The organism is Priestia taiwanensis (assembly GCF_014638355.1).
GTDB classification, from domain to species: Bacteria; Bacillota; Bacilli; order Bacillales; family Bacillaceae_G; genus Priestia_D; species Priestia_D taiwanensis.
This window is the reverse complement of the sequence record NZ_BMFK01000001.1, coordinates 370,106-394,352: the sequence shown is the minus strand read 5'-3', so window position 1 is coordinate 394,352 and position 24,247 is coordinate 370,106. Positions and strand designations below refer to the sequence as shown.

At 37.3% G+C, this 24,247-nt stretch carries 26 protein-coding genes and 1 other RNA gene; 10 read left to right on the top strand and 17 right to left on the bottom strand.

The window, feature by feature from the left end; all coding sequences use genetic code 11:
* The first annotated feature begins 8 nt into the window (after positions 1 to 8).
* Genes IEV41_RS02030 through IEV41_RS02020 form a run of 3 tightly spaced genes read left to right on the top strand, consistent with a single transcriptional unit; the run spans position 9 to position 2,831 of the window.
* Positions 9 to 740, top strand: coding sequence for an urease accessory protein UreH domain-containing protein (locus tag IEV41_RS02030; RefSeq protein WP_188386784.1), 732 nt, complete (start codon positions 9 to 11; stop codon positions 738 to 740).
* A gap of 37 nt (positions 741 to 777) precedes the next feature.
* Entirely contained in the window at positions 778 to 1,464 is a 687-nt protein-coding gene (locus IEV41_RS02025; RefSeq protein ID WP_268235123.1) for a response regulator transcription factor, read from the top strand.
* Entirely contained in the window at positions 1,461 to 2,831 is a 1,371-nt protein-coding gene (locus IEV41_RS02020; RefSeq protein WP_188386783.1) for a sensor histidine kinase, read from the top strand. The genes IEV41_RS02025 and IEV41_RS02020 overlap by 4 nt, the downstream gene beginning before the upstream one ends.
* A 59-nt stretch (positions 2,832 to 2,890) precedes the next feature.
* Here the strand turns inward: IEV41_RS02020 and IEV41_RS02015 are convergent, their stop codons facing one another.
* Both IEV41_RS02015 and IEV41_RS02010 read right to left on the bottom strand, forming a co-directional pair.
* Entirely contained in the window at positions 2,891 to 3,589 is a 699-nt protein-coding gene (locus tag IEV41_RS02015) for a metallophosphoesterase family protein (RefSeq protein WP_188386782.1), read from the bottom strand.
* A 137-nt stretch (positions 3,590 to 3,726) separates the two neighbouring features.
* Entirely contained in the window at positions 3,727 to 4,134 is a 408-nt protein-coding gene (locus tag IEV41_RS02010) for a hypothetical protein (protein WP_188386781.1), read from the bottom strand.
* Positions 4,135 to 4,567: 433 nt separating this feature from the next.
* Between IEV41_RS02010 and IEV41_RS02005 the strand changes: the two genes are divergently transcribed.
* On the top strand, positions 4,568 to 5,755 hold the full coding sequence (locus tag IEV41_RS02005) for a NupC/NupG family nucleoside CNT transporter (RefSeq protein WP_188386780.1): 1,188 nt from the start codon (positions 4,568 to 4,570) through the stop codon (positions 5,753 to 5,755).
* 45 nt (positions 5,756 to 5,800) lie between these two features.
* Here IEV41_RS02005 and IEV41_RS02000 read toward each other — a convergent pair whose 3' ends face one another.
* Both IEV41_RS02000 and IEV41_RS01995 read right to left on the bottom strand, forming a co-directional pair.
* The gene (locus IEV41_RS02000) at positions 5,801 to 6,370 is read right to left on the bottom strand and encodes a GNAT family N-acetyltransferase (protein ID WP_373284194.1); all 570 of its coding nucleotides are present in this window, start codon (positions 6,368 to 6,370) and stop codon (positions 5,801 to 5,803) included.
* A 144-nt stretch (positions 6,371 to 6,514) separates the two neighbouring features.
* Complete coding sequence (locus IEV41_RS01995; protein WP_188386779.1) at positions 6,515 to 7,018, bottom strand: acyl-CoA thioesterase; 504 nt, start codon at positions 7,016 to 7,018, stop codon at positions 6,515 to 6,517.
* 332 nt (positions 7,019 to 7,350) lie between these two features.
* On the opposite strand from IEV41_RS01995, the gene IEV41_RS01990 reads away from it, so the two are divergent.
* Complete coding sequence (locus IEV41_RS01990) at positions 7,351 to 8,541, top strand: MFS transporter (RefSeq protein ID WP_188386778.1); 1,191 nt, start codon at positions 7,351 to 7,353, stop codon at positions 8,539 to 8,541.
* A 93-nt stretch (positions 8,542 to 8,634) separates the two neighbouring features.
* Here IEV41_RS01990 and opp4A read toward each other — a convergent pair whose 3' ends face one another.
* From opp4A to IEV41_RS01955, 7 genes are all read right to left on the bottom strand, one after another.
* Complete coding sequence (gene opp4A, locus IEV41_RS01985) at positions 8,635 to 10,422, bottom strand: oligopeptide ABC transporter substrate-binding protein (RefSeq protein WP_188386777.1); 1,788 nt, start codon at positions 10,420 to 10,422, stop codon at positions 8,635 to 8,637.
* Positions 10,423 to 10,439: 17 nt separating this feature from the next.
* A complete protein-coding gene (locus IEV41_RS01980) occupies positions 10,440 to 11,345 on the bottom strand; it encodes an ABC transporter permease (RefSeq protein ID WP_275583690.1) in 906 nt (301 codons plus the stop codon).
* Between the two features lie 15 nt (positions 11,346 to 11,360).
* The gene (opp4B, locus tag IEV41_RS01975) at positions 11,361 to 12,329 is read right to left on the bottom strand and encodes an oligopeptide ABC transporter permease (RefSeq protein WP_188386776.1); all 969 of its coding nucleotides are present in this window, start codon (positions 12,327 to 12,329) and stop codon (positions 11,361 to 11,363) included.
* A gap of 14 nt (positions 12,330 to 12,343) precedes the next feature.
* A complete protein-coding gene (locus IEV41_RS01970) occupies positions 12,344 to 13,270 on the bottom strand; it encodes an ABC transporter ATP-binding protein (RefSeq protein WP_188386775.1) in 927 nt (308 codons plus the stop codon).
* A complete protein-coding gene (locus IEV41_RS01965) occupies positions 13,248 to 14,273 on the bottom strand; it encodes an ABC transporter ATP-binding protein (RefSeq protein ID WP_188386774.1) in 1,026 nt (341 codons plus the stop codon). Before IEV41_RS01965 ends, IEV41_RS01970 begins: the two co-directional genes overlap by 23 nt.
* Before the next feature lie 307 nt (positions 14,274 to 14,580).
* On the bottom strand, positions 14,581 to 16,131 hold the full coding sequence (locus IEV41_RS01960) for a solute symporter family protein (protein ID WP_188386773.1): 1,551 nt from the start codon (positions 16,129 to 16,131) through the stop codon (positions 14,581 to 14,583).
* Entirely contained in the window at positions 16,128 to 16,475 is a 348-nt protein-coding gene (locus IEV41_RS01955; RefSeq protein WP_188386772.1) for a DUF485 domain-containing protein, read from the bottom strand. Before IEV41_RS01955 ends, IEV41_RS01960 begins: the two co-directional genes overlap by 4 nt.
* A gap of 343 nt (positions 16,476 to 16,818) precedes the next feature.
* Here IEV41_RS01955 and cspD point away from each other — a divergent pair, with 343 nt between their 5' ends.
* Both cspD and IEV41_RS01945 read left to right on the top strand, forming a co-directional pair.
* Complete coding sequence (gene cspD, locus IEV41_RS01950) at positions 16,819 to 17,016, top strand: cold-shock protein CspD (protein WP_188386771.1); 198 nt, start codon at positions 16,819 to 16,821, stop codon at positions 17,014 to 17,016.
* Positions 17,017 to 17,143: 127 nt separating this feature from the next.
* Positions 17,144 to 17,392, top strand: coding sequence for a DUF2564 family protein (locus tag IEV41_RS01945; protein WP_188386770.1), 249 nt, complete (start codon positions 17,144 to 17,146; stop codon positions 17,390 to 17,392).
* Positions 17,393 to 17,521: 129 nt separating this feature from the next.
* Here the strand turns inward: IEV41_RS01945 and IEV41_RS01940 are convergent, their stop codons facing one another.
* From IEV41_RS01940 to IEV41_RS01930, 3 genes are read right to left on the bottom strand one after another with little or no spacing between them, the layout of a single operon-like run.
* Positions 17,522 to 18,805, bottom strand: a complete 1,284-nt coding sequence (locus tag IEV41_RS01940) for an alkaline phosphatase (RefSeq protein ID WP_188386769.1) — start codon at positions 18,803 to 18,805, stop codon at positions 17,522 to 17,524.
* A gap of 16 nt (positions 18,806 to 18,821) precedes the next feature.
* Positions 18,822 to 18,998 carry a zinc-finger domain-containing protein gene (locus tag IEV41_RS01935; protein WP_188386768.1) on the bottom strand — a complete coding sequence of 59 codons (177 nt, stop codon included), beginning with the start codon at positions 18,996 to 18,998 and terminating at the stop codon, positions 18,822 to 18,824.
* Positions 18,999 to 19,015: 17 nt separating this feature from the next.
* Positions 19,016 to 19,675 (bottom strand): reverse transcriptase-like protein, encoded by a 660-nt coding sequence (locus IEV41_RS01930; RefSeq protein WP_188386767.1) that lies wholly within the window; start codon positions 19,673 to 19,675, stop codon positions 19,016 to 19,018.
* A 139-nt stretch (positions 19,676 to 19,814) separates the two neighbouring features.
* On the opposite strand from IEV41_RS01930, the gene IEV41_RS01925 reads away from it, so the two are divergent.
* From IEV41_RS01925 to IEV41_RS01915, 3 genes are all read left to right on the top strand, one after another.
* Positions 19,815 to 20,501: a queuosine precursor transporter gene (locus tag IEV41_RS01925; RefSeq protein WP_188386766.1), complete on the top strand. Its 687-nt coding sequence runs from the start codon at positions 19,815 to 19,817 to the stop codon at positions 20,499 to 20,501.
* 106 nt (positions 20,502 to 20,607) lie between these two features.
* Entirely contained in the window at positions 20,608 to 21,477 is an 870-nt protein-coding gene (locus IEV41_RS01920; protein ID WP_188386765.1) for an aldose 1-epimerase family protein, read from the top strand.
* 17 nt (positions 21,478 to 21,494) lie between these two features.
* Entirely contained in the window at positions 21,495 to 21,884 is a 390-nt protein-coding gene (locus IEV41_RS01915) for a reverse transcriptase-like protein (RefSeq protein ID WP_188386764.1), read from the top strand.
* 297 nt (positions 21,885 to 22,181) lie between these two features.
* On the opposite strand, the gene IEV41_RS01910 is transcribed toward IEV41_RS01915, so the two are convergent.
* From IEV41_RS01910 to IEV41_RS01900, 3 genes are all read right to left on the bottom strand, one after another.
* Positions 22,182 to 23,051, bottom strand: a complete 870-nt coding sequence (locus tag IEV41_RS01910) for a 5'-3' exonuclease (protein ID WP_188386763.1) — start codon at positions 23,049 to 23,051, stop codon at positions 22,182 to 22,184.
* A 102-nt stretch (positions 23,052 to 23,153) separates the two neighbouring features.
* A non-coding RNA gene (gene ssrS / locus IEV41_RS01905) (6S RNA) lies at positions 23,154 to 23,334 on the bottom strand.
* A 63-nt stretch (positions 23,335 to 23,397) separates the two neighbouring features.
* Complete coding sequence (locus IEV41_RS01900) at positions 23,398 to 24,234, bottom strand: sulfurtransferase (protein ID WP_188386762.1); 837 nt, start codon at positions 24,232 to 24,234, stop codon at positions 23,398 to 23,400.
* Positions 24,235 to 24,247 lie beyond the last annotated feature (13 nt).

Sequence of the window (24,247 nt, the reverse complement as noted above, 5' to 3'; positions counted from 1 at the left end):
GTTATACTATGTTAAATGAATTAACGAATTGGTTATATACCGTCATGCAACCAGTAATTGAACTTAGTTTTGCACTTGAATCATCGCCTCTTCTCTTCGCATTCCTACTTGGCATTGTCGGTTCACTTGTCCCATGCCAATTGACAAGCAATTTAGGGGCAATTGCGATTTATACAAATCAATCTGTACAACAAGGAACAAAATGGACAAGTGTACTATCTTTTATTATGGGTAAAGTCGTTGTCTTTTCTTTACTTGGCCTATTCGCCATCTTAATTGGAAAAGACTTCTTCCAAAGCTTACCTACACTATTTAGCATCGTTCGAAAGTCATTAGGACCTTTGTTTATTCTAATAGGCTTACTATTATTAGGTGTATTCAAACTACGTATCTTTGATAAATTGGGAACACTACCTTATATTCTCCCGAAAAATGAACGTTATCGCTCGTTTCTTATGGGCGTTTATTTCTCTATTGCATTCTGCCCGACGATGTTCTCTCTATTCTTCTTCACATTAATACCAAGTGCTATAAATAGCTCTGTTGGAATCATGATGCCTATTATCTTTGTAGTTGGAACTAGTTTGCCATTGATTATCATTGTCTACCTTCTTTCTACATTACAAAACCGCCGGATGATTATGAAGAATAGTAGAAAACTCGGGATTATCGTACAACGCACTTCTGGTGTGATTTTCATCCTTTGGGGCGTATTAGATACAACCACATATTGGTTGTAGGCCCCTTAAACAAATAAAAAAGAAAGGAATTAGACACGTGAATCTATTATTAGTAGACGACGAGCCGCGGATGTTACAGCTACTAGAATTATACTTAGCTCCGCAAGGCTATACATGTACAAAAATGAATAATGGAAAAGATGCACTTGATGCACTTTCTAAGAACGAATTTGATTTAGTATTGCTTGATGTGATGATGCCAGATATGGATGGCTGGACAGTATGCAAACAAATACGAACCTTCAGTACCATTCCAATTATTATGCTAACTGCAAGAGACGGGAATACAGATATCGTGAAAGGACTAACGACAGGCGCTGACGATTATATTTCAAAGCCCTTCGACGAAACTATTTTACTAGCTCGTATTCAAGCAATCTTACGCCGAACAAAAATAAATCAATCCATTCAATTTGAATCAATCTACTGGAATCGTCATCAATATATTGTAACCGTTCATAATGAACCCATTTCAATGACTCCAATTGAGTTTGACATCTTAGGATTATTTTTACATAACCAAAACCAAGTGTTAAGCAGAGAACAACTTATTCAAAAAATATGGGGCTATGATTCCGAAGTAGAAGATCGTACAGTCGACTCGCACATTCGAAATGTACGAGATAAACTACGGAAAAGCGGCTTCTCCGTAGACGACTATTTAAAAACGGTGTATGGAATGGGGTACCGCTGGATAAAGAAAAAAACGGAGAATAACGAATGAAGAAAATCTCCTTTAAACTAGCTTTTTACTTTTTACTCGTAACCGTACTTATTGAATCCATTTTATTCATATCGTTATATACAACAATCGTTCATTCTCGCGTACAAGAAGAACTTGATGCACTGCTAGCACGAGGAAATAGTCATCGAGATGTTCTCCAAAAGCACTTTGATGATACAACAATTTCTCACGTCGCACTGATGGAATCAGAAGCAGAAACAAAAGTAATTATTACAGATGCGAATCGAAACATATTGGCACAGTCAAAGAACATTAATAAAGAAATGAAAATCCATCTACATACGGACTTATCAGCCGTTCCTTCAACAGGAATGGTGCTCGATGATCATTGGCGCTCTTCTGACTATATTTGTTCAATAAGTCCCATTATCTCGAACGAAGAAGTCCAAGGATATGTATATATGTTTCTCGAAACAGAATCAATTAAAGCGCTAGTAGAAAAAATCACCTTCAAGTTTACTATCACAGCTCTCTTAACAGTATGCGTATCTATTTGTACTGCTTTCTTCTTTTCACGAATAATTACGAAACCTCTTGTTCGTATGAAAAAAGCAACAGAAAAACTAAGCAACGGTGATTTCACTGTTGTACTTCAAACAACAAGTAACGATGAATTAGGAGAACTTGCCGCATCCATTCAAAAGCTTGCCAATGACTTACACTACATGCGTCAAGAAAGAAGCGAATTTCTTGCAAGTGTTGCACACGAACTACGTACACCACTAACATTCGTGAAAGGATATGCTGACATTGCGAAGCGATCACACATTAGTGATGACGAACGTACAGAATACTTATCCATTATCAAAGAAGAAGTCGAACACTTAACGAGGCTTATTCAAGACTTATTTACACTTGCACAAATGGAACAACATACATTAACAATTGAGAAAGAACATGTTCATTTATACGACTATCTCGAAAAAATCACAGCAAAACTAAAACCGACACTTGCCAGTAAAAACATGCATATACATATACACTGTTCTTCCCTTCTTACTGCTTCTTTAGATAAAGTAAGGTTTGAACAAGTGTTGCTGAACTTACTATTGAACGCATACAAGTATTCAAATACAGATGCTTCTATCTCCATTATTCTTACTCAACATCACGGACAAACAGTATGGAGGATAGAAGATCAAGGTGTAGGTATACCTGAACAAGATTTACCACACCTATATGACAAATTTTACCGTGTAGACAAATCACGGACGAGATCAACTGGCGGTACTGGTCTAGGACTCTCCATTGTTAAAGAAATAGTGGAACTACACGGCGGTACCATTTCTATCGAAAGTCAATTACATGTAGGTACAACTGTAACCATCGCATTGCCTACAAATTAGACAAGCAGCGAGGACCTCCCTCACTGCTTTTCTTATAAAAAATATAAAATAATAGCAACTTACTCTACATACTGAACAGTCTTACTAGGTAGCTCTAAACAATTCAAGCGTCCCCCGTACACAAGTCCACCATCAATACCAATAATATTATTCGTTCCAAAATACACTTCATAGCTACTATGCAGATTTTTCGTTGGCGTATGACCGAAGATGACAGGCTTTACCCCTGTATATCCTTGATGAAACACTTCACGAATCCACACTAATGTATGTAAATCCGTTTCGGCAAGAGGTGTTGTAGGATGAACACCTGCATGAACAAATATGTAATCCTCCGTTTCATAATATGGAAGTAACTCTTCCATAAAAGCTATGGCCTCTTGTACAGAAAGGTCATTCTTCCACTCACCATCTACACTTCCTTTTAGAACACCCTTCTCTTCTTTATATATAACCGTATATCCATACGTACGAAGCGTCTCTGAGGCACCATTCCGTAACCATCTTGGTAAGTATGTTTCTTCATCATAGAATGCCTCTAGCATCATCTTCTCATGATTCCCCATTAACGCAATAGCTCCTTCAGCCACTAGTGCTTGTACTTTCTCCACTACAGCTTTCGAATTAGGACCACGGTCAACGTAATCTCCCGCAAGAAGAAGTTGATCCTCTTCTGGCTTATATTGAACTTTCTCTAATAATTGTTCAAATTTATCGAATTCCCCATGAATATCACTAATGACTAATATTCTCTTCATCTTCCCACCCCCTTCAATAAAAAGAATATTCTATTTATTTTAATGGATGAAGAAAAATTTGTAAAATAAGAATGAGAGATATTGTCTTTGTCGACTAGACAACATCTCCCTACTTAACCACTCATGCTCCCCACCTACTAACCAAATAATAATATTCTTCGCATTTGAAACAATAGTGACAACGGCTTCAGACGAATATACAATAATCCCGTGCGTGGCTCTAATAATTTATCAATCAAGTCAATATCACGTAGTTTGTTCGATGCACGCTCCAATTGCGATGGATTCAACCGAACGTCAGTCCACCAAACTACTGGTGTCTTACCAATCCACACTTTTCCTAAATTATCAACGAAAACTCCTTCATATACCGTTGACGTTTGTACGAGTGTTGGATACTTCGTAACAACATATACACTCGTGATATACCATAGCAATATCGACGTCTCAATATCTCCTTCGCAAATATCAATATATTCTTTTTGAAATTGTAATAAGTTAGGTGGCTGATTCAACCGGGCAATCATTTCCTCAAAAGTCTCCATTTCTCACACTCCTACAAATAGAGGCTAGTACATATCCATTCTTCATCTATGTTCTATACATATTCAATGGTGACGTAATTCATGTAGCTACGTTACACAAAAATGGTTCATCACAAAAAAAGGGCAGAAGATATAGTATTCATTTCCACCAAATTCACTACATGACTTGGAGGGAAAACATAAAAAAACAATTCCTCCACTCTTTTGAAAGCGCTAAAATAATCTATTAATTTTCTAAATTAGCTCTTGTATTTTTGAAGAAAGCGTTGTATTATCGAGATGTACATAAGACGTCAGACGTCTTATGTACAAAAATAAAAACGTTTTCATTTTCTTTTAGCACATACTACAAGAAGAAACATTGTAGTAGAACTATTTACTTATACGAATAAAATAATGCAAAAAACTTACACACGCCTTAGGGGGAAATCTCATGAAGTTTCTAATGTTTTTCGTAGGATTACTTGTTGTATTCGGACTAGCTTATCTTGCCAGTAACAACCGTTCAAAAGTAAAGTACAAACCAATCGCTATTATGATTGCACTGCAATTAGTTCTTTCATACATCTTGTTAAATACACAAGCTGGGCTAATCTTGATTTCAGGAATTGCAGACGTCTTTAATCTATTATTAAAATATGCTGCCGAAGGTATTAACTTCGTATTCGGCGGATTAGTGAACGAAACAGAAGGAACTTACTCATTCTTCATTAGTGTATTACTACCAATCGTATTTATCTCTGCTTTAATCGGTATTCTACAATACTTCAAAATCCTACCGATGATTATTCGTGGAATCGGATTCTTATTAAGTAAAGTAAACGGATTAGGTCAATTAGAATCATACAATGCAGTAGCTTCTGCAATCGTCGGTCAATCAGAAGTATTTATTACACTTAAGAAACAATTAGGTAACATTCCTGCAAATCGCATGTACACATTATGTGCATCAGCAATGTCAACTGTTTCAATGAGTATCGTCGGTGCTTACATGACAATGGTTGAACCAAAATACGTTGTAACAGCTATCGTATTAAACTTATTTGGTGGATTCATTATTGCATCAGTAATCAACCCTTATGATGTATCAAAAGAAGAAGATTTACTTGAAGTTCAAGACGAAAAGAAACAATCATTCTTCGAAATGCTTGGCGAATACATTTTAGATGGATTTAAAGTAGCAGTAATCGTTGGTGCAATGTTAATCGGTTTCATCGCTTTAATTGGCATGATTAACGGACTCTTCGAAATGGCATTTGGCGTTTCATTCCAACACATTCTTGGTTATGCATTTGCACCTATCGCATTTATTATGGGGATTCCAGCTTCTGAAATGGTACAAGCTGGTAGCATTATGGCGACGAAGCTTGTGTCAAATGAATTCGTTGCGATGCAATTCTTACAACAATCTGTAAGCGACTTCTCAGCTCGTACAACAGGTATCATCTCTGTATTCTTAGTATCATTCGCGAACTTCTCATCTATCGGTATTATCGCTGGTGCGGTGAAAGGATTACACGAAGAACAAGGAAACGTAGTGGCACGCTTTGGTCTACGCTTAGTATACGGTGCTACATTAGTAAGTATCTTATCAGCGATTATCGTTGGTATCATGATTTAATCTCATATTAGTCAGCGTCCTACTGTTTTTAGTAGGACGCTTTTTTCATCTTGCCATATACCCTTCTAATCTTTCTTTCACACTCCCCCACTCTTCGCTGATAATACTAAATAACGCAGCGTCACGTACATAACCATTAGGTAATACGCGCTCTTTACGAATCGTTCCTTCATACACTGCACCTAATCGTGCGATTGCTTTTTGTGAACGCTCATTGCGACCATCTGTTTTGAACTGAACACGATTATATTGTAATGTTTCAAAACAATACTTTAATAATAAATACTTACACTCTGTATTTACATACGTACGCCATACACTCGGATGGTACCATGTCCACCCAATTTCCGCTTTCTTATCTGCATGCGAAATATCGAGTAAACGAGTCGTTCCAACAATTCGATTCGTCTTCTTATCAATGACAACGAATGGATCCTGGCTTCCCTCTTCTTTCATCTTAAGCGCAGCAGTAACAATATCCTTCATATCATCAATTGTATAAACTTTCGTCGTTAAAAACTCCCATATCGCAGGCTCTTGAGAAATCTCAAACAATGCTTCTACATGCTCTTCTTGTAAAGACGCTACAATAACATTTTCTCCAACAAGTTCAATATGTTCTATTACCTTCATCATTTCCCCATTCCCTTCCTATATAAAAACCACCTTACATTATTCGTCCTTTCATAGAAAAATCCTGCACAAAATAAAAAAAAAGCCTCGATAGCTGTTTATTCACAAACTACCAAGGCTCTCTTCTTATAAACGATCTAATGAAATAAATTCAGCAACTTTTTTGCTGATTTCTTTTCGCTCTTGACGACGCTTTGCACGTTCAAGCGCAATTTCGTGTAATTGTTGCTCTTCTTCTGTCTCCGGAATAACTTGCGGAACTTTCACTGGCTTACCATTTTCTAGTGCGATGAATGTCGCAAAGGACGTTGCAGCAATACGGCGCTCTCCCGTTTGCATGTCTTCCGCCGTCACTTTGACGAATACTTCCATTGAACTTGTTCCTGTCCATATCACAAATGATTCGAAACATACATAATCAGTCATTCGTATAGGTACGAGAAATTCGACCGAATCCATCGAAGCCGTAACACAACCCGCTCGTGCATGGCGCGCAGCTGAAATGGAAGCAACCATATCCATTTCAGACATAATACTTCCTCCAAATAGTGTGCCATGATTGTTCGTATCTCCTGGGAATACGCGATTTGCTCGAATAACACGCGATTCACTCGCTCGTTTCTCTTGCATACTCTCACTTCCTTACTCATGATGTTGTTCATAATGATGAATTTATTTTTCTTGTATACTGTTTGTATTATACACGATTATGTAAGTCCTTGCTGTCTGACTTTTTATCCTTCCCTCTCCCTTTTTTGTATGGTAAAATTTACAAAAGTATACATTCATCACGTATCCTTATATATCTAATTTATCCTAACAACTCAGTTTCCAAAATGGTTATAAACTGTTTTCTAGTATTCCTTTTCCTTACTATTAAGTGGAGGTGTCTTAGACGAATGTAAAATTCCCTTTTGTTACACAAATTTATTTCTAATTTGAACCAAAAGGGGATACGTGATATGAACAATAAATCATTTCGTTTTTTATGGATTGGACAGTCGCTTGCCAATAGTGGCGATGTTTTTTATATCGTAGGTTTGTTAACACTTATTTATAGTTGGACGTCATCAGCTATTTACATGTCAATTGTGCCCTTTACCATAACACTAGCGTCATTTTGTAGTAGCTTACTAGCACCGCTCATTATCGATCGTTTTTCTTTAAAACAAATTCTTTCCTATTCACAACTCATAAAAGTACTCTTACTTGGCTGCTTACTTCTACTCTTACCAATGCAGTCACTTGTTGTAACGTTCGTACTCATTATGCTTATTTCCTTCTTAGATGGGATGGCATACCCGGCTTCAAGTGCACTCGTTCCCCATTATGTTGGACATGATACGCTTCCAAAAGCAAATAGCCTTCTATCGACAACATATCAGACGATACAATTAGGCGGATGGGCTTCTGGTGGGATCATCGTTTCCCTTATCGGCTCCAAGCATACAATGTGGCTAACCTGTGTTCTTTATATAATTGCAGCTGTGATGATGTTCGTCATGGATAACGAACAAAAAGAAGAAAAACAAGAAACTGAAGAACAACTTTCTACAAAACAATCACTTATCGAAGGATGGCAATTCATTAGAAAAAATAAACTCATTAAACTACTTGTTACAGTTCGCTGCTTCCAATCGATGGCTGCTGTAGTCTGGATCGCTGCAATTTTGTATATATACGTCGAACAAGTGCTACAAGTAAGCGAATCATGGTGGGGATATATAAATGCTAGTTTCATGGTCGGGCTCCTATTAGGTGGGATTTATATGTTCAAAACGAGTGATACATTCACTTGTTTTGCAAAGCAATACGTTCTATACGGATTACTCATTGCTTCTATTATTACAATTGGGTTTGGCTTTACATCATTTCCATTTCTTGCATTGCTACTCGTCTTCATACATGGGATTATAGAAGAAATTATTGGAACAACAGTATACACGATGACACAACAAGCAACACCACTGGACGTACTTCCAAAAGTATCTGCAGCAGAGAATGCTGTTATGTTGGTCACGTTTAGCATTAGTTCGTTATTCGTCGGAGTACTTGCACATTATTTTGGCGTAACAGTTGTATTTACAATTTCAGGTTTGATTCTCTTTGGAGCTTTTTTGCTTGTATGGTGGCAACGAGAGACATTGCAATAAATAAAAAAACGATGGACAAATGTTCATCGTTTTTTTATTTATATGAAGAAAGCGGGAGTAAATTACTCCCGCTTAATAAGAAGATATACCTTCTTATTTTACTGGTTCTTTTTCTGTTACAGCAATATCATGATACCCTACTTTTGTGCCATATGTTTTATCAAAGTTTTTAACACGAGTGTTTACACCGTAAATATCATAACGGTAGTCAATTGGAACAAGAGGAGCTTCGTCATGAATTAATTTTTGCCATTCGTTATATACATCTATACGGAATTTCGTATCTGCCGCTTCTGGAGAAGTACCTTTCGTTAACAACTCATCATTTTTAGCATTTACCCAACGAGGGAAGTTAAAGCCTACTTCTTTCGCCCAAATACCAGATGGATCTGGATCTGAACCTGTATTCCAACCAGCTGCGAACACATCAATTGCAGGGTTATCTGCTTCAACCATGTCATAGAACTTACTTGACTCATGTAGCTTGCCATCTAGGAATTCTACTTTTAAGCCAACTTTTTCCCATGATTGTAGCAAGAACTTCGCATATGCCTCTGCTAATGCATTATTGTTTCGCGCAGCAAATGTAATCTTAAATTCTTTTCCATCTTTCTCACGGATATTATCACCAGTCGTATCTTTATATCCTGCATCATCTAATAGTTTCTTCGCTTTTTCTACATCAAATTCATAGCCTTTTAATGTCTTGTCATGATAAGGCTTACCAGCCGGTGGAATTACAGATGTTGCTGGAATACGTAATCCTTTGTACAATTTCTCAGCGATAGATTTCTTATCAATTGCATATGCCATTGCTTGACGAAGATTCTTGTCTGCCATCTTAGCATTAGGGTCCATTACAGAAGTTTTCTTTGCTGTATCATACTTACCTAATTTAAATCCAATATAATTATAAGATAATGCTGATCTTCCAATTAATTGAAGGTTTTTTGACTCTTTCGATTGCTCATATTGATCTTCTGTTAACATTGCAATATCCACTTCACCATTTTTTAATGATGCTGCGGCAACAGCTGGAGCAATTACCTTTAATTCTACTTGCTTTAATTGTGGTGTTCCTAGGAAGTAGTCATCAACACGTACTAAGCTAAGTGCCTCACCTGGAACAATTTTCTCCACTTTAAATGGACCAAATCCAATTGGCTTTTCACGAACTTGTTTCGATTCAGCCATCTTATCAATTGATACTCCTTTGAAATACTCTCTATGCATTGGATAATCCCATATACCAGATACGATACCAGGATCTGGTTCTGTAAATGTGATAGAAATTGTTTTCGGATCAGTAATTTTGATACCTTCAATCTTATCTGTTTCCCCTTTATGATACTTTTCAATACCTACAATTTTTCGGTTAATCCCGGCAAAACGTACACCTTTATAATCTGGATGAGCAATTACCTCATAAGAATATAATAAGTCGTCTGCTGTTACGTCTTTCCCATCATGCCATTTAACTTTATCTTTAATTTTCAATGTTATTGTTTTTCTATCTTGAGAGATTTCATATTCTGCTGCACCATCATTCGTATACTGGAAATTATCATCCGCAGATAGTAAGCCTGGATAGAACCAATCCATTGCTTCCGCATCAGTAGAAATACCATAAAAGTTAGGATGGAAAATACCTTCTAATGGCCCTCCAGACACGATACCATATGTAAGTTTCCCATCTTTAACCGCTTCTTTATCATTCTTTACAACTGAAGGAAAAGGTGCACTACCTTGCTCCTGAGCCTTATCGCCACCTTCAGCTGGCTTTGATGCTGGTTTTGTTTCTCCACCGCCACCGCACGCGCTTAATAACAATGTTGAAATTGCCACTGCACTTAATACTTTGCTAATTTTCTTTAATTCCATACCCTTCACTCTCCCTTTTATCCTTTTCTTTGTCTTGCGTCAGTCGCACGCTGAAGCGCTTGACCGATGAAATTTATACTCAACATCAGAATGAGAATCATCACTGATGCAGGTAACCATACCCACCATTTATTTTGTAATACATCCGGGCTAGAAGCATAATTTATTAGTGTTCCTAAGCTAGGTGACGTCATTGGCAGACCGAACCCTAAATAAGATAGACCTGATTCAAGCCCTATGTTACCAGCTAAACTTAATGTAAATGAAACAACGATAATGGAACTTAGATTTGGCAATACTTCTCGGAAAATAATTTTATAGTGCGGTGTTCCAAATGTTTTTGAAGCTTGCACATAATCTAATTCCCGCTCAGCTAGTACTTTTGAACGAATTAACCTGGCTTTTCCCATCCAGAGAAAAGCAGACATAATGAAAACAAATGTCGTCACACTATAATTTGGAATGATTGTTACGAATACAATAACGATCATAAGAAACGGAAGAATCATCATAAAATCAACGAAACGCATGATGATATTATCAATAGAACCACCGAAATAACCTGCTATTAATCCTAGCCCCATTCCAAATATGCTTATAATTAATGTAACTGAAAGACCAATCGTGAATGAGTTTCGTGTGCCAATAATTAGTTGGCCAAAGATATCTCGTCCACCTACATCCGTCCCTAACCAATATTGCGCAGATGGTGGTTGGTGTATAGCAAATAAGTCCACTTCTGTTACTCGATCTTGTTGCAACACAAATGACCATATATATACGGTACTTAATAGAAGAATTAAAAATATTAACGAACCTAAAGCTAATTTATCTTTTCGAAATTCACGCCAAGCAACTGAAAGGCCAGAAGGCGTCTTCTCTACTTTCATTGTTGTATGAACTGTTTCAACTTGAGCTGCCATGTCTCCCTCTCCTTCCTATTGAATTCGTATACGTGGATCAACTGTACTTAAAATGATATCAGACAGTAACGTTCCAAAAAGAGACGCTAATCCACCGACCATAATAAATGCTACCATTACGGGATAATCACGAGACATAATTGAGTTAATAAATAAATCTCCTAACCCTGGATAACTATATATACGTTCTAAAATAATTTGACCACCAATTAATCCAGTAATCTCATATCCTAAGAATGCAGCAATTGGGATAAAAGAATTTCGTAGAATATGGCGTGAATATATTTTTGATTCCGGCACACCCTTTGCTCGTGCTGTACGAACAAAGTCTTTAATTTTGGAATCAACGATTTCACTTCTTAAATATTGAATTGTTGCAGTAGTAGCAATCAATGCACCCGATAATGTCGGTAAGACAAGATGCTTCGCCTTACTTATATAATATTCAAGTGTCCCTGCTTCTGCATATATGTCAACACTTCCTCCTGTTGGGAACCAATTTAAAATAAATCCAAATACGAATAAAACTATTAAAGCAAAAATAAATGTTGGTGTTGCAAATGCTAGATAACTGTAGCCCGTTATAATCCGATCCGGCCATTTCTCATGCCATCTTCCACTTACAATCCCTAATGGTATTGCAAGAATATAGGTTGTAATAAGAATGCATATTGATAACAGAAGTGTTTTGTCGACACGCTCAGCAAATAAATCTTCAATCGGCATCTTATATTTAAAGGAATATCCGAAATCCCCTTGTGCCAAACCTTTCGCCCAATTCGCATATTGTACATACCATGAATCATTTAAACCCATTTTCTCCCTTAATTCCGCAGCGTGCTCCGCTGTAATATCCGGATTCATGTCTATTTGCTCAGAAAGTACATCCCCTGGCATTGCTTTTGCCAATGCAAAAGCAAGTGCACTTAGCAAAACTAATTGCGGTATCATAATTAAAATTCTTCGTAAAATAAACTTCCACATCTCCTATTCCTCCTTTACGGTAACGCAACACGATGCGTGTTCGATATATTTTTCAAATCGTAAACTCTTCCTTGTGCATCAAAGAAATCAACAGAATGTTCTGTGTATTCTTGTTGCACTTGTTTACGAAATGCCACCTTCTGCTCACGATTAGCAGGTGATATATCAGGAATAGCAGCAATCAGCCTCTTTGTATATATATGCTGTGGTTGTTCATATATTTCTTCACTTGTACCTTCTTCTACTAATCGACCACGATACATAACGCCAATACGATCACACATGTGACGAATAACTCCTAAATCATGACCAATAAATAAATACGTTAAATTAAATTCCTCTTGTAAGTCTTGTAAGAAGTTCAATACTTGTGCCTGAACAGATACATCTAGCGCTGAAACAGGCTCATCTGCAATAATCAACTTCGGTTTTAATGTTAAAGCTCGCGCAATACCAATCCGTTGTCTTTGTCCACCAGAGAATTCATGTGGATATTTTAAAATAGACTCAGGTGATAAGCCAACCTTCTCTAAATACATCTCTACTGTTTTTCTTTCCTCTGTTGGTGACATACGTTCGAAGTTGCGAAGTGGTTCTGCAATCAGATCGATTACACGCTTCTTCGGATTAAGAGAAGAATATGGATCTTGGAAAATCATCTGAACATTTTTACGCTCCTGGCGTAATTCTTGGCGACTCAATTTCATAAAATCTTTGTCATTATATACAATTTGGCCGTCTGTCGGATGAATAAGATTCATAATTGCTTTTCCGGTTGTTGATTTCCCACTACCAGATTCCCCTACTAAACCGTATGTTTCTCCTTGATTTAATTCAAATGACACGTCATCAACTGCACGTACATGGTCAACTACTCGTTGAAAAAATCCGCCACGAATTGGGAAATATACTTTTAAATTATTTACTTTGAGTAATGTCATGACTATCACCTTCTATACTATTTTCGAAATAAAAATTCTTGTAACATGTACAGCGAACCCAATGCCCGTCCTCTGCTTCATGTAAAGTCGGATTTTCTTCGTGTTGATCTGAACTAACCCAAGGAATTCGTGGATGGAAACGACATCCTTTACGATCTAATTTCAATATCGATGGTACAGTACCTTGAATTACATGTAGACGTTCTTGATCATCTAATACTGTCGGAATCGATTGGAATAATGAACGTGTATACGGATGAAGCGGTTGCCTAAACACTTTCTCTACCAGACCATGCTCCACTACTTGCCCAGCGTACATAACGATAACGCGGTCTGCCATTTCTGCTACAACACTCAAGTCATGAGTGATAAGCACAACACTCATCTTTGTTTCACTTTGAATTTCTTTCAACAAGTCCAAAATTTGCGCTTGAATCGTTACATCCAACGCTGTAGTCGGCTCATCTGCAATTAACACCGATGGATTACAAGCAATCGCAATTGCAATAACAATACGCTGTCTCATTCCACCAGATAACTCGTGTGGGTATTGTTTATAGGTCAATTCTGGACGCGGAATCCCTACTTGATCTAATAACTGCAATGTTCTTTCTTTCTTGTCTGCTTTTGACAATGTTGTGTGGTAATCAAGGTTCTCCTCAATTTGTTGTCCAACTGTCATTAATGGATTAAGGGCTGTTAACGGCTCTTGGAATACCATTCCAATATGGTTACCACGTACTTTATTTAATTCTTTCTCACCGACCTTAATTAAATTCTTATCTTTATATAAAATCTCTCCTTCTAACTTCGTACGCTCCTTATTATGCAATCCCATAATTGAAAGAGCTAGTGCACTTTTACCGCAACCTGATTCTCCTACTATAGCAACAATTTCATTTTCATATAACGTAATCGATACGTTATCAACAGCGGCATAATAGTCATCTTTAATTCGGAAAGAAGTTTTGAGATCTTTGATTTCTAGTAACTTTTCTGCCATTATTATCTCCCCCTCCACTAAGTTGAACATTATAAATTTTCTGAATAATTAATGTTATTGTAATAGACCTTTTACAAAAAAACAAGTATTTTTACAAATTAATTCAAAATATTTATTTTTATTACAATTTTCTTATTTTTATTCCTATATTTGTTATACTTCTGAAATATTTATAATGACAAGCAGCTGGAGAATTATTACCTTCATTTCTATTAGACCTTTGTCTTATTTATGCTACTTATTTTATCTATACAAGAGAAAAGGAAGGAAACACTGCGCTCCTCCTTTTCTCTATCTGTTCATTTAATTAATGGTCCGATGCCTTGTGTACTCCATATCCAGTATTCGACTTAACAAGTATTTCATTATATTTTTCTTTATCTGCTTTTTTGTTTCCAATTACTGTTCCAATATATGCTGCTAAGAACCCTAGTGGAATTGACACGATCCCCGGAGTTGTTAGTGGAAAGATTGGATCTCCAATCAAAATTGCTTTTCCTGCAACTGGATTCCACACGTTCGGGCTTAGTGCTACTAGAAGAAGAGAACTAAATAGTCCGGTTAACATTCCTGTAACCGCACCAGTCGTGTTGAACTTTTTCCAGTAGATTGTGAATAAAATAACAGGTAAGTTTGCACTCGCTCCTACTGCAAATGCTAGTGATACAAGGAATGCTACGTTTAACTTTTGTGCAAATAGTGCCAGTGCAATTGAGATAACCGATACACCAACCGCTGCAAATCTTGCCATCTTCATTTGTTCTTGTTGTGTCGCTTTTCCTTTACGTAAGATTTCATTATAGAAATCATGCGCAAAGGCACCTGCCCCAGTTAATACAAGCCCTGCTACTACTGCTAAAATCGTTGCAAAGGCAACCGCAGAAATGAATGCAAATAAGAAGTTACCTCCCAACACTTCCGCCAACAATGGTGCTGCCATATTACCAGCTGGGTCAGCTTTCAAAATAGCTTCCTTTCCTACGAAAGCAGCCGCACCGAAACCTAAGAACACCGTCATAATGTAGAATGCTCCAATAATCCATGTTGCCGTTACAACTGATTTCCGTGCTGTCTTTGCATCACGAACAGTAAAGAACCGAACGAGAATATGTGGCAATCCCGCTGTTCCTAATACAAGCCCAAGCGTCAAAGAAATCGTATCTAAACCGTTCGTATATTTCACTCCTGGATTTAAGAACGCATCTTTCAGCGGTGTTGAATTTTTCACTTCTTCAAACATATTCAATAAATTAAAGCCGAACTTTCCAAATACAATCATCGAAATAATAAACGTACCGATCATAAGAAGAACTGCTTTAATAATTTGTACCCAACTTGTAGCCGTCATACCACCGAAGATAACGTATATTGTCATTAACGCTCCAACAATTAGTACAGATGTCGTATATTCAATGCCCATTAATAATTTAATAAGTGCTCCTGCTCCTACAAGCTGTGCAATCATGTAAAAGATTGAAATCGTAATTGTATTCATCGCCGCAACACCACGTACTTTTTTCGTATCAAATCGTGCAGAAATCATATCTGCTAACGTGTATTTCCCTAAGTTACGAAGCGGTTCTGCAACTAAATATAATACAACAATATATCCTACAAGAAATCCTACACTATAGAAGAAGCCATCAAAGCCATTTAACGCTACCATACCAGCTATACCAAGGAACGAAGCTGCTGACATGTAATCCCCGGCGATAGCAAGTCCATTTTGAAAACCTGTCAATCCACCCCCAGCTGTATAGAATTCTGTCGCATTTTTTGTCTTCTTCGATGCCCAGTATGTAATGTATAGCGTCCCTAATACGATAGCAAGAAAAAGTGCAAAGGCTGTCCCATTCATTTATACGAGCCCCCTTTTTCTAACTTCTCCAAAATCTTATCTGATTTCTCATCAAACGATGTAGCTTTCTTTGAATATAGAATACAAAGTGTCCACGTCATGATGAACTGTGCAAATGCAAATAACCATGCCCATGTAATAGAACCAACTGCTGGGGTATGAAGAATTTTTGTATAAGATGTTAATAATGGCAATGCGAGATAAAAGCAGAAAAAGAAAATACTAATTGGAACAATGAATTTCTTCTTAGTACGAAGCAATGACTGGAATTCTTCGGACTCGACAACTTTTTTGTAATCGGTTTCATTTTCTCCTACACGTTGAATCGATTGATTTCCTCCCATATGACACTCCTCTTTTCATTTTTGTCTACTTATTCGTATTCCATAGCATAATAAAAAACACATGCTACATATACTATTTACAAGATTCAATACATAAATGTTACAATTTTCTGAATCTTAAAATAATAATATATCCCTTTCCCACAAAAGAAAAGAAATAACTTTAGACACACTTCGTCAGTTTCTATAAAACATAAACCGCTTACTTGACAGAATTATCTAACGGGTGTATAGTTAATTTTGTTATTTAATGGATATGGATAGGAGTTAATTCCCACTATTTCTGTTAAATGATAGTATCATAATGCACATAGTATGTGGCGTTCTTAGGAGGAAAAGTAATATGCAAGGTAAAGTTAAATGGTTTAACAACGAAAAAGGTTTCGGATTTATCGAGGTAGAAGGTGGAGATGATATCTTCGCTCATTTCACAGCAATCGCTGGTGACGGCTTCAAGTCATTAGAAGAAGGCCAAGAAGTTTCTTTCGACGTTGTAGAAGGAAACCGTGGACCACAAGCAGCTAACATCGTGAAATTATAATTTTATTTAATATCAAAAAAGGGGCTATCAGCGTATAGTCTCTTTTTTATGTACATTACTCCTTCATGTATAGTAGACACAATGATGGAAAAACTACTTTCGAGCACACGAAAGGAGTTTTTTGACTATGTCGGGACATACAAATGAATTCGAACAAGCAATGTACAAAGTACAAGCCGCACAAAAGATGGTTGGCGCTTCAACAAGTAGCATGGACGATGCTTACTTAGAGCGAGCAACTACAAGTGTGGAAGAAGCAAGAACGCAATTAGAAAAAGTAAAGAGCAATGCCACTGATTTAGATGAAGTGTTTCTTCAAGAGCAAGAGCAACTACTTTCTCACGTAGAGGAACAATTACGAGAAGCAAAGCAATAATTGTATGTTACATACGAAGAAAGCGTACATCGGTTTATTCCATGTACGCTTTCTTCGTAGTATGCGATATAGTGCTACCTATTTTTCGGAACTTTATTAATTAGTAATTCATCAGATTTTTATCTTTCGTCACGTTTTCTGTAAAGAAACTCCCATCAATTTCGCAAGATGTAAGGCAACATCTGTATTTTGAATAAGTCCTCGAAACAACTCTCTACCCGGTCCATATGCATACACAGGGACATCTACACCTGTATGCACTGTACTTGTCCATCCAAGCAATAATTTTTTACTTATTGCTGTGTTCAATGCAATATCTTCTTTCTCTGCTCGAAGAATGGCATCAACTTCTTTTTTAGAGAACGAGATATTCGTATAGTGTTTAATAATCTCTTTTGCATGATTTTCATCTCGCTCAATCTCTTTCATCATACTATGTCCTGTCTTCTTCACTGTATGAAGAAGCTGAGGATTTGCTTCATATTTCCCATACCCTCCAACTGAAAAGCCACCCGTATCATGATCCCCTACTACAACTACTAACGTTTCACCGTCTTGCTTCGCAAATTCAATTGCCTTTTCTACTGCATCTTCGAATGCCTCAATGTCTTTCATTGCCCAAGCTGCATCATGATGATGTCCTGCTTTATCAATTTGGCTTCCTTCTACCATTAAGAAAAACCCTTGAGGATGTTTTGATAATTTCGTAAGAGCAGCAGACGTCATTTCAGCTAAGCTAGGTTCAATAGTATTGTCACGTTCTAACTCAGGTGCCATATCTTTTTCCGCAAATAATCCTAATACTTTCTCTTCTTGTGCCGCTAAGAGTTGGTGCTTATTGCGAACAAACGTATATCCCTTTTTCTTTGCTTCATCGATAAGATCCGTCTGTGACTCTCCTCCCTCTTTCTTCGGTATGAAATAAGCCAATCCTCCTCCTAATAAAACATCAATCTGTTGCTGTAACATCTGCGGTGCTATATCCTCTTCTTTCCACCTTGACGGAACATGTGCAGCGAAAACAGCAGGCGTTGCATGGGTAATTGTTGCTGTTACAACTAGTCCTGTCGCTTTTTTTTCTTCCTTCGCAGCTTCTAGAATCGTCTTTAGCTTCTTCCCATCTGGAGACATACTAATCATCCCGTTAGTTGTTTTTACTCCTGTTGCCATTGCCGTACCGGCAGCAGCCGAATCCGTTACTTTGCTACTTGCAGAATATGTACGTGCCATCCCTACTAAAAATGCATCCATTACGGTATTCCTTCCTTTATACCACCGGTAATTTGTTGCGTACGCTGTAGAGAACCCGTCTGGAATCATGAGAATTACATTTTTCACACGCGATTGTTCCGCTTGAACGTGTGGCGTATAGAAATAACAAAGCATTATACATAGTGCGATAATCTTTCTCATATGTTGTCAACTCCTCTTACGATAAGTACTTGCCATACTGCTGTAACTTCTCTCCGATTGTACAATGTTTCATACAAAAATTTTGAGCATAGTTTTGACTATGTACTTTACGAAAATGTTGATAGACAAAACATCCTTCACAATATGTTTCGATCATATCATTAACTTCCATGATGACTTGTTTACGCTCCATTCCGGATTCACCACCTATTATTCTTGTAGGGGGCTATGACTTTCAATTGTAGTCCCTTCTAACGCTTGTGTTGCTAATTGATGCGCTTCTCTATTTTCTTTGCGTGACAATACTTCATATTCGAAATCAAGGTGCTGCTTCTTTGCATATCGTTCAATCCGATTAATATAACGCTGAAAGGATTCCTCATAACAAGCCCACTCTCCCGACAACTGTTGCAGAACGACTTGGGAATCACCTTTTAACGTAACACGTTGATTTCGTACATTTAACACCACGAGCTCCTGCACCGCTAATTCAAGTGCTGCATACTCTGCCTCATTGTTGTTATCTAGCCCTTCTAATTGTGCATTTTTGCGGATACGGTAAGTTTCCCCATCTTTCTTATAATAGATACTACATCCTATACCTGCGATTCTCGTTTGCCTGTCAAATCCACCGTCAAAATAAACAATAATTTCATGCGGCTCTTCTTCTATTTTTGTTATTAATTTTTTTAATTCTTTCATTGACCATGTAGCACCTTTTTCATCTGTAAATACGAGGTCAGTTGCTCGCTTGGTACTTTCTACATCTTCCGCAAAATGTACTGCTTCTTCTAGTGATACTAAGTCTGATGTAAATGTGAAACTTTTCTTTTTCTTTGTTTTATACGTCCACTGAATATATACTTTCATGCTCATCCACCTTTTTTTGAATTTTTATACTTTAACAAAATATATTGTCATGTTTCCGCTTTCTATTTTATACTTTTATTTTTACACGAAATTTTTCTTACTATATATCATACTATTTTTCAAGAAGGAGCTAACGTTTATGTCAAACGAACTATTAGGTTTATGTTTTCTTATCGTTAACTTCCTATGCGTAGTAGCTGTATATCGATTTTTCGGTGTACAAGGTTTATTCGTATGGGTTGGTTTCTCTACTGTTATTGCGAACATACAAGTAGTGAAGACGATTGAAATATTTGGTTTAACTGCAACAATGGGAAATGTCATGTACGGTACACTTTACCTCGTAACAGATATTATGCACGAGAAATATGGAAAAGACGCAGCCCGTAAAAGTGTATGGCTAGGTTTCTTCACATTAGTTGCAACAACACTTATTATGCAATTTGCTCTGCAATTTACACCACACGAAACAGATATTGCACAACCCGCATTCGAAACAATTTTTGGGGTATTACCACAAATCGCTGCTGGTAGCTTATTAGCTTATATGATTAGCCAAAATACAGACGTGTATTTATACGGTTGGTTCAAGAAGAAATTCCCGAAAGACAACCAATTATGGATCCGTAATAATGGAAGTACAATGATTAGCCAATTCATCGATACACTCGTCTTCACGACTGTTGCCTTCTACGGCATGTTTGAGATGGATGTATGGATTGATATCTTCATTACAACGTACGCAATTAAATGGATTGTCGCACTAGCAGACACGCCTTTCGTCTACCTAGCAAAAAAATTCCATCCAACAAAATCCGTATCATAATGTAATTCGCCTCAAAAAGTTCCAAAACAACTTTTTGAGGCTTTTTTTATGCCTTTATATATTGCTATAATGAAGGAGAATATAAAACGAAACGAGGGAAAGTACGATGATTCAATTAGAAAATGAATACATACTTGTAAAAGCAAAACAAGCAGGTGCTGAGTTAACAAGCCTGTGCTTAAAAGAGGACGGTACAGAATATTTATGGCAAGCTGATCCTACTTATTGGGGACGCCATGCTCCTATTCTCTTCCCTATCGTCGGACAAATCAATGATAATACTTGCTATGTAGACGGCAAAGAATTTCACATGACACAACATGGTTTTGCACGTGATATGACGTTTGATATTGTAAAGCAATCAAATGACAGTGTATCATTTATCTTACATAGTAATGCAGAAACGAAACAAAAGTATCCATATGACTTCGCTCTTACCGTTACGTATACATTACAAGAGAAATCTGTTATCGTAACATACGATGTACAAAATAAACAAGATAGTACGATGCACTTCTCTATCGGCGCACACCCTGCTTTCAATGTCCCATTAGTAGAAGGAGAAACATTTGAAGACTATGTGCTAACCTTCCCACAAGAAGAAAAAATAGAAACGCATTTATTAAACGGTAGCAAACTCTCACTAGAAAAACGTACGTTAATGAATGATACGAAGAAACTTCCGTTAAATCGTGAATTATTTGATATCGATACAATCATTTTAGAAAATATGAGAAATGACGAAATAACACTTTCTTCTACAAAGAGCAACAAGCACGTTCGCATGCAATTTGCTGGATTCCCGTACCTTGGTATTTGGACACAGGCAGGGAACGCACCTTTTCTATGCATCGAGCCATGGTTTGGTGTAGCAGATGTAGTCGGTAAGCCTCGTGAATTGAAAGATAAAAAAGGTATTGAAATACTCGCTGCGAACGAAACTTTCTCTTGTACGTATACAATTACAATTGGCTAATAACGGAGGCAACTCGTATGATTGAAGTATATATTGACGGTGCAACAGCTGGTAATCCAGGTATATCAGGAGCTGGTGTCTTTATTAAAGGACACGGCTCTGCCGAAAACTACTCCATTCCACTTGGCAATATGTCCAATCACGAAGCGGAATATCATGCATTATTACATGCCTTACGCATATGTATCAAACAAAATTACAAAGTCGTTTCATTTCGTACCGACTCTCAACTAGTAGAACGCGCCGTCGAGAAACAATTCGCGAAAAACAAAGCATTTGCTCCGCTACTAGAAGAAGCGCTACAGATGATTGAAACATTTGATCTCTTCTTTATCAAATGGATCCCAAGTAGCCAAAATAGCGTAGCTGATGCCTTAGCACGAAAAGCAATTGAAGCTCAAAAATAAAACAAGCCATATGAGTGATGATTCACTCATATGGCCTGTTTCTTCTATTTATATATGTCCCTTCACTCAACAACACTTTTAAATCCAGCTTTCGTTTCGACTCTCTAATACTCTGTTAATACATTAACTTCTATAAAAAATAATACCTTCATTATCAAAAGATTAGGTGACTTATCACAGGGATTATTTGTGGCGGCCTATCACTCATGTTCAAATTCAAAAGAAAATACCAATAATTAAAGGTTATTCCATACAAAAAGCACCCCGTCTACAGTGTAACGAGATGCTTTTCTTCATTTATAATAGTTGTAAAAACTGCTCTCCGCGCTTCCACTCCATAGCACGAATCACCGCTTCTATACGTTCTTCATCCACTTCATGTACAGCTTTCTCTAGCGAACATTCGATTGGCACTTCACAATAAATAGCCGCTAATTCTCTCGACATGTGTAAATCATCTAAGCACTCGAGAATTTTCGTACGCTGTCCTTTCGTTAACGAATCTACATTTTCAAGTAAGGTATCAACTGTACCATGCTCCTGAATAAGCTTGTACGCCGTTTTCTCTCCAATACCTTTTACACCGGGATAGTTATCGCTACTATCTCCCATTAGTGCTTTTACATCTACTAATTGAGAAGCGTTAATACCTTTTGCTTCAACAAACGTTGCTGGGTCGTATACTTCGTAGTTACCAAGACCTTTTCTAAGCAAGGCAACATGTACTGTCTCGTCTACTAACTGCAGTAAGTCTGTATCCCCTGTCAAAACAAGCACATCATGAGCTTCCTTATATGCTGCAGCAAGTGTACCAATACAGTCATCTGCTTCGTATCCTTTGTAGCCAATGTTTGGAATATTTAATTGAGCTACTACTTCTTTCGCTAAATCAAACTGTGGAATTAATTCTTCAGGCGGTGCCCCACGATTCGCTTTATAGTTTTCATATGCTTCTGTTCGGAACGTTTCACTTCCCATATCCCAACAAATAATCGTATGTGTTGGCTTAAAATTCTGGCTTGCATATAATAAATGCTTCACTAAGCCGTGAATACCATTCGTCGGTGTGCTATCGCTTCTTCTCATGAAATTCCCATGTACACTCGTTGCATAAAATGCACGAAATAATAGGGCCATTCCATCTACTAACATAATTTTATTTCTCATTTTTTTCGTAATCTCCCTTTTGATAAAATGAAACTTCAACTAGTAAGGACTATGGAATTAATTATATTTGGAAATAAATAAAAAACCCCACAAAATTGTGAGGTTTGCCCCGCATATGCCGTCATCAAATTATGCCTTGAAAACCCGCCCTAATAAGGGGATGCCCTCACAAGCAATTTCATCTTCCTTACATAAAGGCATGATGTTATTGCTTAAATATTGAGCTTCCGGTTTCAATACGTTGGTTTAAGACATAACCATGTAACGTACATCGCAGGAATCGCTTATCGATGTCTTTATTGTATTACAAAAAACTTTCGCATGCAACTAAAGAAAATATGTTCGATTAATCTGCCTTTTTCGTAATTTCATTCTCTTCATATGAAATCCAATCGCTGAAACTACCCGCATATAACTTCACATTACGTAAGCCTACTTCTGACATGGCAATAATATTTGGACACGCTGTTACACCTGATCCACAATACACAATGACTTCATTTTCTCCTTGTAGGTGAGCCATATTCACTTGTAATTCTTCGGTACTCTTCCACTTTCCATTCTCATCTATGTTGCTTTTCCAAAATAAATTTGTTGCTGTCGGAATGTGACCTGCTACCTTATCAATCGGCTCTTCTTTCCCAACATAACGAATTGGTTCTCTGGAATCGACAAGAATGTATCCTTCAGCTCCGCTTTCAATTCTCTCACGGACCTCTTCCATATTAACAAGTAAATGATGCTGAATGCTTGCTGTATACACTTTCTTCTCAAACATTGGAATTTCATTCGTCGTTTCATAATGAGCTTGCTTCCATGCGGAGAAACCTCCATTTAGCACATATACCTTTTCATGTCCTATGTATGTTAACAGCCACCATAAGCGAGACGCATTTGCACCAGCTTGATCATCGTATGCAACAACAGTTGTCTTCTTATCAATGCCATATGAACTTAATAATTGTATAAACATTTCAATAGAGGGAAGAGGATGGCGTCCACCATGCTCTTTCACTTCACTCGATAGATCGTGATTCAAATCCATATACACTGCCGACGGAATATGATCTTGCTCATACTGTACTTTTCCACGTACTTTGTTGCTCATATCAAAACGACAATCAATAACACGTACGTCTTGCAAATGTTCATGCAACCATTCTACCTCGACAAGGTGTTTCATTTCCCCACTCCTC